The organism is Streptomyces sp. NPDC043812 (genome assembly GCF_056436245.1).
Map to the genome: position 1 here is coordinate 446,285 of NZ_JBWKCY010000002.1, position 15,325 is coordinate 461,609.

Annotated in this window: 18 protein-coding genes; 3 read left to right on the plus strand and 15 right to left on the minus strand. The window is 71.3% G+C overall.

Annotation, left to right across the window (positions count from 1 at the left end):
• Positions 1-46: 46 nt before the first annotated feature.
• Both AC067Z_RS04695 and AC067Z_RS04700 read right to left on the minus strand, forming a co-directional pair.
• Complete coding sequence (locus AC067Z_RS04695) at positions 47-1,267, minus strand: acetyl-CoA C-acetyltransferase (RefSeq protein WP_478787968.1); 1,221 nt, start codon at positions 1,265-1,267, stop codon at positions 47-49.
• Positions 1,268-1,508: 241 nt separating this feature from the next.
• Positions 1,509-2,516 (minus strand): SGNH/GDSL hydrolase family protein, encoded by a 1,008-nt coding sequence (locus AC067Z_RS04700; protein ID WP_478788058.1) that lies wholly within the window; start codon positions 2,514-2,516, stop codon positions 1,509-1,511.
• Positions 2,517-2,667: 151 nt separating this feature from the next.
• Between AC067Z_RS04700 and AC067Z_RS04705 the strand changes: the two genes are divergently transcribed.
• Positions 2,668-4,056, plus strand: coding sequence for a cystathionine beta-synthase (locus tag AC067Z_RS04705; RefSeq protein ID WP_478787969.1), 1,389 nt, complete (start codon positions 2,668-2,670; stop codon positions 4,054-4,056).
• Positions 4,057-4,436: 380 nt separating this feature from the next.
• Here AC067Z_RS04705 and AC067Z_RS04710 read toward each other — a convergent pair whose 3' ends face one another.
• From AC067Z_RS04710 to AC067Z_RS04740, 7 genes are read right to left on the minus strand one after another with little or no spacing between them, the layout of a single operon-like run.
• On the minus strand, positions 4,437-4,856 hold the full coding sequence (locus tag AC067Z_RS04710; protein WP_478787970.1) for a hypothetical protein: 420 nt from the start codon (positions 4,854-4,856) through the stop codon (positions 4,437-4,439).
• A 53-nt stretch (positions 4,857-4,909) separates the two neighbouring features.
• A complete protein-coding gene (gene pqqE / locus AC067Z_RS04715) occupies positions 4,910-6,070 on the minus strand; it encodes a pyrroloquinoline quinone biosynthesis protein PqqE (protein WP_478787971.1) in 1,161 nt (386 codons plus the stop codon).
• Positions 6,067-6,339: a pyrroloquinoline quinone biosynthesis peptide chaperone PqqD gene (gene pqqD / locus AC067Z_RS04720; RefSeq protein ID WP_478787972.1), complete on the minus strand. Its 273-nt coding sequence runs from the start codon at positions 6,337-6,339 to the stop codon at positions 6,067-6,069. Before pqqD ends, pqqE begins: the two co-directional genes overlap by 4 nt.
• Entirely contained in the window at positions 6,336-7,058 is a 723-nt protein-coding gene (pqqC, locus tag AC067Z_RS04725; protein ID WP_478787973.1) for a pyrroloquinoline-quinone synthase PqqC, read from the minus strand. The genes pqqD and pqqC overlap by 4 nt, the downstream gene beginning before the upstream one ends.
• The gene (gene pqqB / locus AC067Z_RS04730) at positions 7,055-7,954 is read right to left on the minus strand and encodes a pyrroloquinoline quinone biosynthesis protein PqqB (RefSeq protein WP_478787974.1); all 900 of its coding nucleotides are present in this window, start codon (positions 7,952-7,954) and stop codon (positions 7,055-7,057) included. The genes pqqC and pqqB overlap by 4 nt, the downstream gene beginning before the upstream one ends.
• 8 nt (positions 7,955-7,962) lie before the next feature.
• On the minus strand, positions 7,963-8,106 hold the full coding sequence (locus AC067Z_RS04735) for a pyrroloquinoline quinone precursor peptide PqqA (RefSeq protein WP_478787975.1): 144 nt from the start codon (positions 8,104-8,106) through the stop codon (positions 7,963-7,965).
• 50 nt (positions 8,107-8,156) lie between these two features.
• Positions 8,157-9,299, minus strand: coding sequence for a PQQ-dependent sugar dehydrogenase (locus AC067Z_RS04740; RefSeq protein ID WP_478787976.1), 1,143 nt, complete (start codon positions 9,297-9,299; stop codon positions 8,157-8,159).
• 284 nt (positions 9,300-9,583) lie between these two features.
• Between AC067Z_RS04740 and AC067Z_RS04745 the strand changes: the two genes are divergently transcribed.
• Together AC067Z_RS04745 and AC067Z_RS04750 are read left to right on the plus strand one after the other, a co-directional pair.
• Positions 9,584-10,420, plus strand: a complete 837-nt coding sequence (locus AC067Z_RS04745) for a MurR/RpiR family transcriptional regulator (RefSeq protein ID WP_478787977.1) — start codon at positions 9,584-9,586, stop codon at positions 10,418-10,420.
• An 86-nt stretch (positions 10,421-10,506) separates the two neighbouring features.
• A complete protein-coding gene (locus AC067Z_RS04750) occupies positions 10,507-11,082 on the plus strand; it encodes a hypothetical protein (RefSeq protein WP_478787978.1) in 576 nt (191 codons plus the stop codon).
• Positions 11,083-11,129: 47 nt separating this feature from the next.
• On the opposite strand, the gene AC067Z_RS04755 is transcribed toward AC067Z_RS04750, so the two are convergent.
• The 6 genes from AC067Z_RS04755 to AC067Z_RS04780 all read right to left on the minus strand — a co-directional run bounded on the left by AC067Z_RS04755 (position 11,130) and on the right by AC067Z_RS04780 (position 15,300).
• Positions 11,130-11,501, minus strand: a complete 372-nt coding sequence (locus AC067Z_RS04755; protein ID WP_478787979.1) for a hypothetical protein — start codon at positions 11,499-11,501, stop codon at positions 11,130-11,132.
• Positions 11,502-11,582: 81 nt separating this feature from the next.
• Positions 11,583-12,011 (minus strand): roadblock/LC7 domain-containing protein, encoded by a 429-nt coding sequence (locus AC067Z_RS04760; protein WP_478787980.1) that lies wholly within the window; start codon positions 12,009-12,011, stop codon positions 11,583-11,585.
• Positions 12,012-12,048: 37 nt separating this feature from the next.
• Positions 12,049-12,813 (minus strand): transcriptional regulator, encoded by a 765-nt coding sequence (locus tag AC067Z_RS04765; protein WP_478787981.1) that lies wholly within the window; start codon positions 12,811-12,813, stop codon positions 12,049-12,051.
• Positions 12,810-13,226 carry a roadblock/LC7 domain-containing protein gene (locus AC067Z_RS04770; RefSeq protein WP_478787982.1) on the minus strand — a complete coding sequence of 139 codons (417 nt, stop codon included), beginning with the start codon at positions 13,224-13,226 and terminating at the stop codon, positions 12,810-12,812. Before AC067Z_RS04770 ends, AC067Z_RS04765 begins: the two co-directional genes overlap by 4 nt.
• A gap of 142 nt (positions 13,227-13,368) precedes the next feature.
• Positions 13,369-14,730, minus strand: coding sequence for an APC family permease (locus tag AC067Z_RS04775; RefSeq protein ID WP_478787983.1), 1,362 nt, complete (start codon positions 14,728-14,730; stop codon positions 13,369-13,371).
• Between the two features lie 105 nt (positions 14,731-14,835).
• Entirely contained in the window at positions 14,836-15,300 is a 465-nt protein-coding gene (locus AC067Z_RS04780; protein WP_478787984.1) for an SRPBCC family protein, read from the minus strand.
• Between the last annotated feature and the right edge of the window lie 25 nt (positions 15,301-15,325).

The following is a 15,325-nucleotide window of genomic DNA, read 5'->3' on the forward strand; positions in this document are numbered from 1 at the left end:
CGGGTGCCGCCTTCGTGCCTCAGGCGACCCCCACCTCCACCACGGCTCAGCTCAGCCGCTCGATGACCATTGCCATGCCCTGGCCGCCGCCCACGCACATCGTCTCCAGGCCGAACTGCTTGTCGTGGAACTGGAGGCTGTTGATCAGCGTGCCGGTGATACGCGCGCCGGTCATGCCGAAGGGGTGGCCGACCGCGATGGCGCCGCCGTTGACGTTCACCTTGTCGATGTCGAAGCCGAGGTCGCGGTACGAGGGGATCACCTGCGCGGCGAACGCCTCGTTGATCTCGACCAGGTCGATGTCGGAGGTGGTCAGACCGGCTCGCTTGAGGGCCTGCTTCGACGCCTCGACCGGGCCGAGGCCCATGATCTCGGGGGACAGACCCGAGACGCCGGTGGACACGATGCGGGCGAGCGGGGTCAGGCCGAGCTCGCGCGCCTTGGTGTCGCTCATGATGACGAGCGCGGCGGCGCCGTCGTTGAGCGGGCAGCAGTTGGCGGCGGTGACGAGACCGTCGGGGCGGAACACGGGCTTGAGGCCCTGCACGCCGTCCAGGGTGACGCCGGCGCGGGGGCCGTCGTCCTTGGCGACGACGGTGCCGTCAGGGGTCGTGACGGGCGTGATCTCGCGCTCCCAGAAGCCGTTCTTGATGGCTTCCTCGGCGAGGTTCTGCGAGCGCACGCCGAACGCGTCCATGTCCTCGCGGGTGATGCCCTTGAGGCGGGCGAGGTTCTCGGCGGTCTGGCCCATGGCGATGTACGCGTCCGGGACGATGCCGTCCTCGCGCGGGTCGTGCCAGGTGGTGCCCTCCTGCGCCGCGACGGCGGCGGTGCGGGCCTCGGCCTCGGCGAAGAACGGGTTGTGCGTGTCCGGAAGGCTGTCGGAGTTGCCCTTCGCGAAGCGGGACACCATCTCGACGCCCGCCGAGATGAAGACGTCGCCCTCGCCGGCCTTGATGGCGTGCATCGCCATGCGGGACGTCTGCAGCGACGAGGAACAGTAACGGGTGACCGTGCAGCCGGGGAGGTGGTCCATCCCCATCTGCACGGCGACGATACGGCCCAGGTTGTTGCCCTGCTCGCCGCCGGGCAGACCGCAGCCGAGCATCAGGTCGTCGATGTCACGCGGGTCGAGCTCGGGAACCTTGGCGAGCGCGGCCTGGATGATGGTCGCGGTGAGGTCGTCCGGCCGCAGATCCTTCAGGGACCCCTTGAAGGCCCGGCCGATGGGGGAACGGGCAGCAGAGACGATCACGGCTTCGGGCATCACGGCTCCATGAGGAAGAAGGGCGGGAAGGGCTGTCTGGGAAGTTACCCGCACGTATCGCCCGGGTCACTGCGCGGGCTGTGTGATGCGGGCCTCTTTTCTAAGCGGGCGCTTGCTTATGAGTGTGCCCGAGAGTGTTCTCCCCCAGCCAGTCCCGTCCCGAAACCGGGGGCGAGGCCCCCGTACCCGGAGCCGCGGGGCCGTCGCGCCGAGGGCGCGACGGCCCCGCGGCCAGGCCCGGTCAGTCCGATTCCACGCGGGCCTCCGCATGCGCCGGAGCCGGGGCCGCCGGGGCCGGATCCGTCGTGGGGAGGCGGCGACGGCGGCGGTGCTTCAGCAGAGCCCACGGGGCGCGGGCACCGGTGACCTCCGTGCCCGCCTCCGCGGCCGCAGTGGCCGCCGCACGGGCCACCGGGAGCATGTCCTCGTCGCGGTCGGCGTCCAGGGTGTCGGTCTCCGGCCAGAGGCCGAGTACCGCACACAGGGTGGGCAGCATCGCCATCGCCGCCGTGGCGTACCCCTCCGCGGAGGGGTGGTAGTTGTCCGCGCCGAACATCTCCCGGGGGTTCGCCGCGAACTCCGGGCCCAGCAGGTCGCCCAGCGAGACCGTGCGCCCGCCCTGCTCCACCACCACGATCGTCTGCGCGGCCGCCAGCTGCCGGCTCACCCGGCGCGCCATCCAGCGCAGCGGCTGGTACACCGGTTCGATCGTGCCCAGATCCGGGCACGTGCCGACCACCACCTCCGCCCCGGCCGTCCGCAGCCTGCGCACCGCCGACGCCAGATAGCGCACGGACTGCGTCGGCGGCATCCGGTGCGTGACATCGTTTGCGCCGATCATGATCACGCAGACGTCGAGGGTACGGGTGCGGTCCGCCAGCAGCTGCGTCACCTGGCGCTCGAGATCGTCCGACTGCGCGCCCGGCAGCGCGATGTTGCGGACCTCGACCGGCCGCTCCGCCACCGCAGCGAGCCCCGAGGCCAGCAGCGCCCCCGGTGTCTGGCCCGCTCTGCGCACCCCCTGGCCCGCCGCGGTCGAGTCGCCCAGGATGCACAGCTGCAGCGGGTTGTCCCGGCCGAACGCCAGCCCGTACAGGCCGTTGCCGCGGGGCGGGATCGGCGCGGTGCCGCCGCCGACGGACCGCTTCGCCAGCTGGACCTCCGCCAGCACCAGCCCCACGGCCGCCGCACCGATCAGGCCGATTCCGCCTCCGCCGTATGCAGCGCCCGCCGCGATGCGCCTGGCCACCCTCGCCCTCGACACAGTTCGAGCCACCTCCTCGGGGCCATTGCAGGCCACCTCGCCGTACATGACCTAACTGCCCCGTAGCGACCGTCGCCCAATCACCCGCTCATCCGCATACGCTGGCCGCACCATTACGGAGACCCCGGAGAACATTGTGCGTATTCACAATTCGATGATCAGTCTCGTCGGCGACACCCCGCTGGTGAAACTGAACAACGTGACCGCAGGTATTTCGGCGACCGTCCTCGCCAAGGTCGAGTACTTCAACCCGGGCGGGTCCGTGAAGGACCGGATCGCCCTGCGGATGATCGAGGCTGCCGAGGAGAGCGGCGCCCTGAAGCCCGGCGGCACCATCGTCGAGCCGACCAGCGGCAACACCGGCGTCGGACTCGCGATCGTGGCCCAGCAGAAGGGCTACAAGTGCATCTTCGTCTGCCCCGACAAGGTGTCCACGGACAAGATCAACGTGCTGCGCGCCTACGGCGCCGAGGTCGTGGTCTGCCCCACGGCCGTCGATCCCGAGCACCCGGACTCGTACTACAACGTCTCCGACCGCCTCGTCCGCGAGACCCCCGGTGCCTGGAAGCCCGACCAGTACTCCAACCCGAACAACCCGCGTTCGCACTACGAGACCACCGGTCCCGAGCTGTGGGAGCAGACGGACGGCAGGATCACCCACTTCGTCGCGGGCGTCGGCACCGGCGGCACCATCTCCGGGACCGGCCGCTATCTCAAGGAGATCAGCGACGGCAAGGTCAGGATCGTCGGCGCCGACCCCGAGGGATCCGTCTACTCCGGCGGCTCCGGCCGCCCGTACCTCGTCGAGGGCGTCGGTGAGGACTTCTGGCCGTCCGCCTACGACCGGACCGTCACCGACGAGATCGTCGCCGTGTCCGACAAGGACTCGTTCCAGATGACCCGCCGCCTCGCCAAGGAGGAGGGCCTGCTCGTCGGCGGCTCCTGCGGCATGGCGGTCGTCGCGGCCCTGCGCGTCGCCGAGCGTCTCGGCCCGGACGACATCGTGGTCGTGCTGCTCCCGGACAGCGGCCGCGGCTACCTCAGCAAGATCTTCAACGACGAGTGGATGGCCGACTACGGCTTCCTGGAGGAGGCCGGCGGCGCCACCGTTGCCGAGGTGCTGCGCCACAAGGAGGGCGGCACGCTTCCCCACCTGGTGCACATGCACCCCGAGGAGACCGTCGGTGACGCCATCGAGGTGCTGCGCGAGTACGGCGTCTCCCAGATGCCGATCGTCAAGCCCGGCGCAGGCCACCCGGACGTGATGGCGGCCGAGGTCATCGGATCCGTCGTCGAGCGCGAACTGCTGGACGCCCTGTTCACCCAGCGCGCCTCGCTGCACGACCCGCTGGAGAAGCACATGTCGGCGCCGCTGCCGCAGGTGGGCTCCGGCGAGCCGGTGGCCGATCTGATGTCGGTGCTCGGCGAGTCGGCGGACGCGGCGATCGTGCTGGTCGAGGGCAAGCCGACGGGTGTGGTGAGCCGTCAGGACCTGCTGGCCTTCCTCGCGGGAGACGCGAAGTAGCCGACGGCCTACGGGCTTTCGCGAAAACGGTACGAGGGCGACACGTACACGCAGCACACGCTTAACACGCGTCCGGCACATTGGTGGATGTCGGCAGGGGGACCGGGCAGGTAACCCGGCCGACACGGACGGCGTCCAGGACTACGGAGCGGCTCCCGGACCTCCAGGACGCCCCGGACGCGACGACCGGCCCTGACCCGGTCCGTGTCCTCGCGGGGACCGCCGTCGTCCCGCCCCCCGGTTCGCCGGGGGTGCGGCGGTCCCCGCCACAATCCCTCCGCGGCGCAAGGCGGTGCGGTCCGCCGCACACAGGGCCCGGAACGTCTCGCTCTCCACCGGCTGTTCGCCCGCGAGCGCGGACACCCGCCGGTCGCAGGCGGTCAGTCCTCCCAGTCGGGCTTCTGCCGGTGCCCCCGCTGCCAGGGCCACAGCCGGGCGGAGTGGGCCACGTTCACGCCGACGATGCCGAGCCAGGTGACGACCAGGCCGGCGAGGTCCGCGTTGGCGACACCGATCGCCGACAGGGGGATGGCCAGGACCATCGTGACGATCGCGAAGCCGAAGCGTTCGCCGAAGTTCTGCTCGGCGGAACGGCCGGGACGCGCACCGCCACGGGCGACGACCATCTGCTGTTCGGCGAGCTGGCGGCGCACCCGGAGTTCCACGGCGCCGTCGAGCCGCTGCTCGACCTTCTCCAGGAACGATTCGACGAGAGCGGAGTCGTAGTCCTCGCCCAGCTCGCGGCGGGCGTGCAGGGTGGCGTCGAGCTCCTTCTTGAGCTCAGGGTCGCGGGCTTCCATGGCGCACACGCTACGGGCGGCGCCGGCCGCGCGCAGTGGGGCTGGCCCCCCTGTCAGGCGGGGGCCCGCCGGTCGGAACGGGTCGTCTTTCGCAGCGCTCCAGGACTGCGGTACACATACGGCGGCGGCGATCCGGCCGAAACGTCGTCGGCAGGCACCCTGACGAGGCCGTGGTCCGGGGACAGCGAGCACGCCGGATCCGTACGGGCGGCGTCCCCGGTGAGCGCGAACGCCTGACAGCGGCAGCCGCCGAAGTCCTCGTCGCGCCGGACACAGCTGCGGCACGGCTCGGCCATCCACTCGGTACCGCGGTAGCGGGTGAACGCCTTGGAGCGGTTCCAGATCCAGTCCAGCGGCCGGTCGCGGATGTTGGGCGGATCCAGGTCCGGCAGCTGGGCCGCGGCCGGGCAGGGGAGTACGGTGCCGTCGGGTGCCACGGTGAGCGAGACGGCACCCCACCCGCCCATGCACGGCTTCGCGACGCCGTCGAAATAGTCGGGCACGACCCAGACCAGCTCGGGCCGGCCCGAGCCCCCGCCGGCGGGGGAGAGCCGCTTGCGCCATCCCTCGACGGCTTCCCGCGCGCGGGAGATCTGCTCGCGCGTGGGCATCAGCGCGGCGCGGTTGAGCAGACCCCAGCCGTAGAACTGGGTGTTGGCCAGCTCGATGCGGTCCACGCCCCAGGACAGCCCCAGTTCGACGATGGCGTCGATGGCGTCGAGGTTCTCGCGGTGCAGGACGACGTTGAGGCCGAGGGGCAGGCCCGTTTCCCGTACGAGCGCGGCGGCATGCTCCTTCGCGGCGAAGGAGGGACGCCCCGCGATCCGGTCGGATGCGCGCGGGTCGGCGTGCTGAACGGACAGCTGGACACTGCGCAGACCGGCGCCGGTCAGAGCGCTCAGCCGGGCCTCGTCGAGACCGGTGCCGCTGGTGACCAGCTGGGTGTAGATGCCGGCAGTGTCGGCCGCGGAGACGATCTGTTCGAGATCCGGACGCAACAGCGGTTCGCCGCCCGAGAGATGGGTCTGGACGACCCCGAACTCGCCTGCCTGGCGCATCAGATCCGTCCACTGGTCGGTGGCCAGCTCACGCGACCGCCGCGTGAGCTCCAGCGGGTTGGAGCAGTACGGGCACTGGAGCGGGCAGGCGTGGGTGAGTTCGGCCAGCAAGGCCCAGGGGCGGCCGGGTGCGTCGGCCGCAGTCGCGGATGTCATCGAAGCCACCCCTCCTTCCGCAGACGGTCGAGGAACGAGGGAACGTCCGTGGCGACCGGGGCTCCGGGAAACTGTTCGGCCAGCTCGTCGACGATCGCGTGCACGCTGCGGGTCCCGTCGCACAGGCCGACGACCAGAGCGGCCTTGCCGGTGAGGACGACGACCCGTTCGGGAAGGACCAGCAGGTCCGCTCCCCGCACCTGATCGCGCCGCCGCACGATGGAGGGGGAGAGCGCGGGTTGCCAGTCGGTTTCGGTCGCTGTCCTCATGTCTCCTCCTCGTGGCCCGCCCTGTCCACCGCGTCGAGGAGCGACCACAGGACGTCGCACTTGAAGCGGAGCGCCGCCACGGCACGTTCCTGGTCGTCGCGGGTGCGCGCCCAGGCGAGGACCAGGCCGAGCGCCTCGGTGCTGTCCCGCCGGCCCTGGGAGACGCGGGAGCGGAAGTAGGCGAGGCCGTCGGGTTCGATCCACGGATAGTGGCGTTCGAAGGCGTCGATACGGGTGCGCATCAGGTCCGGGGCGGACAGTTCGGTCAGCGAAGCGGCGACGGCTTCGAGGGGCGGGCGCAGGCGGCAGAAGTTGACGTAGCCGTCGACGGCCAGCCGTACGCCCGGCAGCACGCTGTCGCCGCGCAGCAGCGGTTCGCGGTCGAGACCGGCCGCCTCGCCGAGCCGCAGCCACCGCTCGATGCCGCCTTCGCCCTCGGCCTGGCCGTCGTGGTCCTGGATCCGGCGCAGCCACATGCGGCGCAGCCCGGGGGTGTCCAGCTTGGCGGTGATCAGCGCGTCCTTGACGGGGATGTGGCGCTGGTAGTGGAAGCGGTTGGTGATCCAGCAGCGCAGCTCCGTCCGGCTCAGACCGCCGCTGTGCATCCGTCGGTTGAAGGCGTGGCGGTCGTGGTACCGCTCCTGGGGCACCGCGCGGAGCCGTGCCTCGAACTCCTCCGTGCTCCAGGGGTCGTCGACCGGGGCGAGCAGCGTGGTCACCACTCGATCACCATCCCGTCGTAGGCCACCTCGATGCCCAGTGCGGCGAGCCGCTTGTGCTGCGGTGCCGCCGGGTCGACGAGGGGGTTCGTGTTGTTGAGGTGCGTGTAGAGACATCGGGCAGTGAGCGGGGCGAGGAGCTCGGCGGTGCCTCCGCGTCCGTCGATGGGCAGATGCCCCATGCCGGTCGCGGTGCGGTCCGAGATGCCGGTGCGGCGGGGTTCCTCGTCGTCCCAGAAGGTGCCGTCGACGATGACGACGTCGGCCTCGGCGACGGCTTGTCGGAGACTGTCGGGCCAGGCGGCCAGGGCGGGCGCGTACACGGCCGACGCGCCGGTCGTGGCGTCGTACAGGCGCAGCGCGACGACCCAGGCGTCGTCGTCCGGGGCGTCGGCGGCGTATCGCGGGCGCTTGCCGGACACAGGGATGGCGCTGACCTGCACTGCCGACGCCCCGCCGTCCAGCGGCCCGGTCCCGTGCCGTGGCAGTTCCCGCCAGGTCACGGCGGCGTACGGGTCCAGCACCGCGCCCAGTCGCAGGCGCTCGAGGAGCGCGTCGCGCACGGGCGCCGTCGCCACCACCTCGAGGCTTTCCGCCTCGCGCAGCCGCGCGATGCCCAGGGTGTGGTCGAGTTCGGCGTCAGTGAGGATCAGCCCGGAGACCGGGGTCTGCCGGAGCCCGGGCCCGGGGTGAAGCCCTGCCCCGGCCTCGATCTGGTCGCCGATGTCGGGAGTGGCGTTGACGATGTACCAACTGCCTTCACCCGCCTGGACGGCGAGCGAGGCGTGGCGGCGGCGCCGCTGCGGGTGGGCGCGTGCCCCGGAGCATCCGGGGCACGCGCAGTTCCACTGCGGTGTTCCGCCGCCTGCGGCCGTGCCGAGCACCTGCAGCAGCATGGCGTCGGCTAGACGGAGTCGTCGCGGTAGTACCCGGTGACTTCCAGCGCGGTCTCGACGACCGTGTGATCCGGGGCCTCCCACGTGGTCTCGTCAGCCTCCTCCGCGACCCTCTGATCGAACGTCTGCGTGAGGTCCTTGGCTTCGTTCATCGTCCTGCCTGCCTTTCCGTTGGGGTGGGTTGGGACCTGTGCGACGGGACCTACTTGATGGTCACCTTGAAGATCCGGTCACCGCCGGCCCCGTTCCCGTTGCTGCCGAGCCACAGCTCGTCGGCACCGGGGACCTTCGTGATGGCACGCAGCCGGCCGTACGTGCCCGCATAGAACGCCTGCTTCGCGCCGACGGCCTCGGTGTTCCCGACGATCGGGACCCGCCACAGCCGCTGGCCGCGCAGAGTCGAGAGGTAGATGACGTTCCGTACGACGGCGAGCTGGGCGGGCACGCCTTCCTCGGGCTTCCAGACCTCCTTCGGGTTGGTCATGCCCGCGACGGCGCACCTGCCCTCGCAGGTGGGCCAGCCGTAGTTGGCGCCCGGCTTGATCAGGTTGAGCTCGTCGAACGTGGACTCGCCGATTTCCGCGGACCACAGTCGCCCGTTGCGGTCCCATGCCAGCCCCTGCGGATTGCGGTGGCCGTAGCTGTAGACGCGGGTGCCGAACGGGTTGCCGGGGGCCGCGGCGCCGGACTTGGTGATCCGCAGGATCTTGCCGTTCAGCGAGTTCTTGTTCTGCGCGAGGGCCGGCACGCGGGCGTCGCCGGTCGAGACGTAGAGGTAGCCGTCGGGGCCGAAGGCGATCTTGCCGCCGTTGTGGTCGCCGCCCCGCTGGATGCCGCCGACGATGGTGATGTAGTTGCTGAGCGACGTGCCGTCGTAGTCCATCCTCACCACGCGGGTGTCGCTCGCCGTGGTGTGCACGAAGAAGACGCGCTTGTCCGTCGTGCCGTTCCAGGTCGGGGAAGGCGCGACACCCAACAGCCCGCCGTTGCCCGCGGGTGCGACGGGACCCGCGACGGTGTTCGGCACCGTGCCGAGCTGTGTCTTGGTGCCGTCGCGGTGGAGCCGGAAGACGCGGTACGTGTGGCGTTCGGTCGCCAGCGCCGAGTTCCCGTCCGGCAGGAAGGAGAGCGTCCACGGCCCGGTCCACTTTTCGGACAGCGTGCTGACACCGGCCGGAGTGCCGCCGTCGGGAGCCGCGTTCGTGCCCCCCGCCTCGTCGGCAGTCGCTGCCGGCGCGGCAGCCAGCAGCGCCGCAAGGGCGGCGAGCGAAGCTATGCCCGTACGGGACGCGCTGCGGGAGCGGCTGCGGGAGGGGGGCGGCACGGGGCGCCGTGCATGGGTCATTTCGACACCTTTCTCGTTTTCTGGAGGCCGTCGGCACGCGAGGAGCGTCGAGGACCGGCAGGCGGGCCGAACGGGATGAGCCGTCCCGGGGCGGTTCGTCCGCGCCGGGACCGGAGCGGCGAACGACGCGCCGCGACCTTCTGTTACGGAGTCTTGACGCAACGCATCCGACGTACCACTCGGATTGACCCGTCAGGGCGGCCCTTGCCCGCCCGTCGGCTGCTGCATATGGTCATGCAGAGGCCTTGGTGGCTGAATAGATGGGGCCGAACGAGGGGGATGGCATGAACGACAGCCCTGCGGCGCGGCTGCAGCTGCTCTTCGAGGGACACCGGCTCACTCCCACCCAGCGGCGCATCGCGCACAGCATGGTCCGCCGGGCCGGGGACGTGCCGTTCCTGTCCAGCGTCGAGCTCGCCGAACTCGCCGGCGTCAGCCAGCCGTCCGTCACCCGGTTCGCCGTCGCACTCGGCTTCGACGGATACCCCGCGCTGCGCAAGCATCTGCGCGAGGTCGCCCCGCCGGAGGCCGCCGCCCACGAGGACACGTACAACGAGTACCAGCAGGCCGTGCAGGCCGAGATCGAGAATCTGCGGCAGCTGGCCGAGATGCTCGCCGATCCGGCTCTCGTGGAGCGCGCGGGCCGGGTGCTCGCCGCCTCCCGCCCGCTGCCCGTGCTCGGCCTGCGGGCCGCCTCCTCGCAGGCCCGGGGCTTCGCCTACTTCGCCGCCAAGGTCCACCCGGACGTACGGCTCCTCGACGAGGGGGGCTCGATGCTCGCCGACCGGATCGACGCGGCGCGCCGGGCCGGCGCGAGCGCCCTGGTCTGTTTCGCGCTTCCGCGGCACCCCAAGGAGGTCGTGGAGGCGCTGGAGTACGCCCGGTCGGCCGGGCTGAGCGTGGTGACGGTCGCGGACTCGGCGTTCGCGCCGGTCGCGGCGCACAGCGATCTGCTGATCCCGGCCGCCGTCGGCACCGGCCTCGCCTTCGACACGGCGTGTGCGCCGATGCTGCTCGGCCGGGTGCTCCTGGAGGCCATGTGCGACGACCTCCCCGACGCGCAGGCGCGGTTGGAGGACTTCGACGCGCAGGCCGCGGAACGCGGCCTGTTCGTGGAGTAGACGCCGAAGCGGGCCTTTCTCAGGTGCCGTTCAGAAACGGCCGCTAGCCTCCCCGCCGGACGGAACTCGGCGGAGGGGGCAAGAAGGTGCGCGGAACGCAGTCGCTGGCTCGGGTGGCGGTGGTCGTACGGGCGGGGGCGGCGCCCCTGTGGTGGCTGGGTGTGCTCGCCGCGACGGTCGGCAGCCTGGTGCCCGGACTCACCGGCCGCCGGATCGGCATCCTTGCCGCCGCCGCCGTCTTTCTCGTCACCGCTGTCGTCGTCGCTCTCGCGCGCCGCCGTCGCTATACGCATCTCGCGGGCTGTGCCACACGCGCCGGCCGCCACGACGTGCTCCAGGACCGGCGGGTGACACTGCGGGTGTGCCGCCGCGCCCGCCGCTGGTGGCTGCTGCTCGCCTTCGTCGCGGCCCTCGTCTCCTCTTTCGCCGTACCGGCCGTGGGCGGTGCACTGCTGGCCGGAGCGGGCGCGGGGCTCTGGGCCAAGGCCGTGTGGATCGGCAGGCGCGAACGTGCCGACGAGGCGCTGCTGTGGATCCGTACGGACTGGACGGGCACGGACCGGCTCGCCGGCGGCCCGGTCGGCAAGCAGGCCAAGGGTTTCCGCAGCACCGGGATCGCAGCGGGCGACGCCGCGCCCGGTGGGGCGCGACGTCGACGCTGAGGTGTCCCGAGCCGTCCTGAGCTGTCCCGAGCTGTCCTGACGAGGGCTCAGACGTCCAGTTCGGATTCGATCTTCTTCAGCTGGTGCCGGGCCATGGCGAGGTTCGCACGCTCCTTGTCCAGCGCGAGATAGAGGAACAGCCCGTTGGAGGAGCGGCTCTTGAGCAGCCGGATCAGGTGGTACTGCGAACCGAGGGTGATCAGGATGTCCTCGATGTCTTCCTTCAGCCCGAGGTGCTCCATCGTGCGCACCTTGGCGCGCACCACATCGGTGTTGCCCGCGGCGGCGACGGTGAGATCGAGATCCTTGCCGCCGCCGATGGTGCCCAGCGCCATACCGCTGGTGTAGTCGACGAGCGCGGCGCCCAGAGCGCCCTCGATGGTGCTGGCTTCCTTGAGTGCGGTTTCGGTGTTGGCCATGGCAGGCGTACGTTCCTTCCGTCCGGTGCGTTTTCTGGCGGGTGTTCGTGCGGGTGGTCGTGCGGGGGTGGCGGCCATCGGTCAGGCGTCCTGGGGTCGTTCGAGGGCGGAGTCGACCAGCTCCCCGATTCGGGCGCCGGCCCGGCGGGCCTCGAGATGGAGCCGGCCGACGTTGATGCGCGGTTCGGCCAGCAGGGTCAGTACGGCCGACGGGCCGGCCGTGTACGTGGCGACATAGCCGTTCTCGCCACGGACGAGCAGCTCCTTGAAACCGCCCTGACCGGTCGCCTCGGTCAGGCGCAGGGCGACACCGAGCGCGGCGGCGGTGAGTGCGGCGACCCCCTCGGCCTCGGCCGTGTCCGACGCCAGCACGAGGCCGTCCGCGCTGGCCGCAAGGGCGCCGGTCAGCTGCGGCACCCGGGCGCGCAGTCGTCTGAGCTCACCGAGCACGTCGGCCTCGGCCGTCATCAGCAGTCTCCTCTCGGCACGCAGCCGCAACGCGCGCCTCATGACGGATCGCGCCGGGCCCGACGGGTCGGACGGTGGGTCACAGGCTTGCCTCCAGTGCGTCGCGGAGCCGGCGTAACAGGGCGATGTCGGGGTCCGTGGAAAAGTCCGGGAGTCCGGCGGGAAGCCGGCTCCTGGTGCCGACCCCGGGCTCGGACGGCGTCTCGACGAGCCCCGCGGCGGCCATCCGCCGCACCTCCACCAGGGTGTTGAAGGCGGGCCGGCCCAGGGTCCGGGCGATGGCCGACGGGGTGCGCACCCCGTCGGCGAGGGCCAGCAGGGCCCGCTGCCTGGGGGAGGCGGTTCCCGCCGCTGCGCGGCGCAGCGGCGCCGTGTCGACCTCGGGATACGGCCACACGGCATCCAGCAGTCCGCGTCGCCTGCGCGCCTCGCGGGCGACATCCGCGGCGGGCACAGGGCGCACCCGTCCGATCCAGTGCGCGACGCCGTAGCGGAAGCGGGTGGGCCCGCTGCCCGGCGCGAGCGCGAAGAACGCGGCGTCGTGGAGGGCGCCGAGATGGCAGATCTCCAGCTCACCGCCCGCCAGTTGGCCGCTGTCGACGAGGAAGCGCGCCACCTCGCGGCGGGCGCCGGCGCGGGCGACGGCCTCCTCCCAGCCGGTACGGGCGAGCCGTCCGCTCGCCATGAGGAGGACGTCGATGCCCGGCGCGGCGGGGCTCTCGGCGTGCGCGACCTGGCCGTCCACGAGATACAGCGCGCCGTGGTCGCGTACGAGGACGCCGGTGGCCCGCTCGTCGGCGAGCCGGGCGAGCATGGGGGAGAGCGCGGGTGGCGCCGCGGTCATCCGAGCACCAGCCGTTCGGCGAGATCCGCCATGCGCAGCCGGGCCAGGGCCAGATTGCCGGTGTCCCGGTCCAGCCACAGGTGCAGGAACACGCTGCTGTCGAAGCTCGTCTCCACGAAGCGCAGTACGTGGTAGGCGGTGCGGGTGGTGACGATGAGGTCCTCGACGGGCAGCCCCTTGGCGCCGTCCGTGCCCGGCGCCGTGCCGCTCCCGGTCCCCTCGGGTGCGAACGACGGGTGCTCCGCGGCCATTCGGGCCAGTTCGGCCGTCTCCGCCGCGGTGGTCTCGACGTCACCGCCGGGCGTCTCCCCGACGGCGCCGAGAGCGAGCCCGCTGGTCCAGTCCACGATGGTGGCTCCCCGTGCCCCGGGCACCACCATGGCCTGCAGCAGACACTCGTCGATTCCGGGCACGCGGACTCCCCTCCCCGCCTCGGCGTGGCACGCCACGAGTGCGCGCCAGTGACGGAGAGATTACGCAACGTGGTGTCCGGTGGGGGGAGTTCTGGCATTTTCCATCGGGAAATGCCAGAACTCGATGGGGCCCTGGCCGGACTCAGTCCTCCGGGTGCAGTTTCAGCACGAGTTTGTTCACGCCCCAGAGCACGATCCCGATGCCGACGAGCACCCCGGCCCGGATGTAGACGTCCGCATCACGGTCGGCGAGCGGGCTGGCGAGCACCAGAGCCGTGATCGCGCCGATCACCGGCAGCACCGTCGGCGTGCGGAAGTGCGCGTGGTCCACGCGGTCCTTTCGCAGCACCAGCACGGCCACGTTGACCACGACGAACACGCACAGGAGCAGGAACGCGGTCGTGTCGCCCAGCCCTTCGATCTCGCCCGTGGACACCAGGCCGATCGCGAGCAGTGTCACGAAGGCGATGCCGGCGACAGGGGTGCGGCGCGTGGGGAGCACCTTGCCCATGCCGCGGGGCAGGACCCTTTCGTTGGCCAGTCCGTAGCAGAGCCGGGAAGCCATCATGATGTTGATCAGTGCGGAGTTGGTGACGGCGAACAGGGCGATCAGGGAGAAGAGTTTCGGCGGGAAGTCGACCCCGCCCGCCTTGACGACCTCGAGCAGCGGACCGCTGGACCCCTCCAGGGTGCGGTAGTCGACGAGGAGCGAGGAGACCAGCGCGACCAGCACATAGATCGTGCCGGTCACCGCGACTCCGGTGAAGATGGCGCGGGGGAACGTGCGCGCCGGATCGTGGGTCTCCTCGGCCATGTTGACCGAGTCCTCGAAGCCGACGAACGCGAAGAAGGCCAGCGCGGTGGCTCCCAGGACGCCGGTGATCGAGGCGTACCCGGTGCCCGACGCCTCGAACCCGCCCAGCCGCGAAGGCTCCCCGTCGCCGCTGAGCACGGCCCAGGCGCCGATCGCCAGGATCACCGCGAGACCGCTGAGTTCGACGAGGGTGAGCACGACATTGGTCTTCACGGACTCCGACACACCGCGCAACGCCAGGGCCGCGAGGGCGAGGATGAAGAGGATCGCGACCAGGGTGGGCGGGATCGCGTCGGTGAACTCCTGGAAGTAGTCACCGCTGAAGGCGCGGGCCGCCGCGCTCGCGGACGACAGCCCCGAGCACATGACCATGAAGGCGACGATGAAGGTCAGGAACTGCACCTTGAACGCCTTCTGGGTGTACAGCGCGGCGCCGGCCGCCTTCGGATACTTGCCGACCAGTTCGACATACGACGCGGCGGTCAGGATCGCGACCACGAAGCCGATGGCGAAAGGCAGCCACAGTGCTCCGCCGACCTTTCCCGCCACATTGCCCGTGGTGGCGTAGATGCCCGTACCGAGGATGTCGCCGATCACGAAGAGGATCAGCAGCTTGGGCCCGATGGCCCGCTTGAGCGACGGTTGCTGATCCGGTGCTGCGGTCGACCCTGATGTGGATGTGCTGCTCATGAGACACCTCTCCCGTTTCCGTGGGAGAGATTGCCCGACGGGCTTCGGGTGATGCCCCCGGGCGCCCGAACGAGTGCACGGCGCCGCTGACGCGGGGGTGCCGCGTCAGTGCCCGTGCCGCTCCACTGCCGTTGCCACGTCCTCCAGGTCCTTGGCGATCGCCTTGCGGACCGCGCGGGCGCCGAGGCCGCCCAGGAGCTTGGCGAGCAGGCCGGCGACGCCGGCGGGGGGTTCTGCCGAGAACGTCATCCGGACCGTCGTCGCGTCCTCGCCCGCGGCCAGCAGCCTGAACTCCGACACATAGTGCGCGCCCGCCGAGTCGGCCTCCACGACAAAGCGCTCGGGCGGCTCGCTCGCCGTCACGTACATCTCTTCGGTGGCCTCCTTGCCCAGCATCCGCCGGGTCTCCCGCCACCGTGTGCCCACGCCGAAGGCGCCCTCGGTGAGCACCTCGACCTTCGTCACCCCGCTGAGCACCCGCTCCATGTCCCCGAGGTCCGTCAGGGCCTGCCAGACCTGCCCGCCGGGGGCACGGATCACGCGTTCGACGACGACGCTCTTCACGGTCATGGGTCCATGGAACCACCGGGGACCG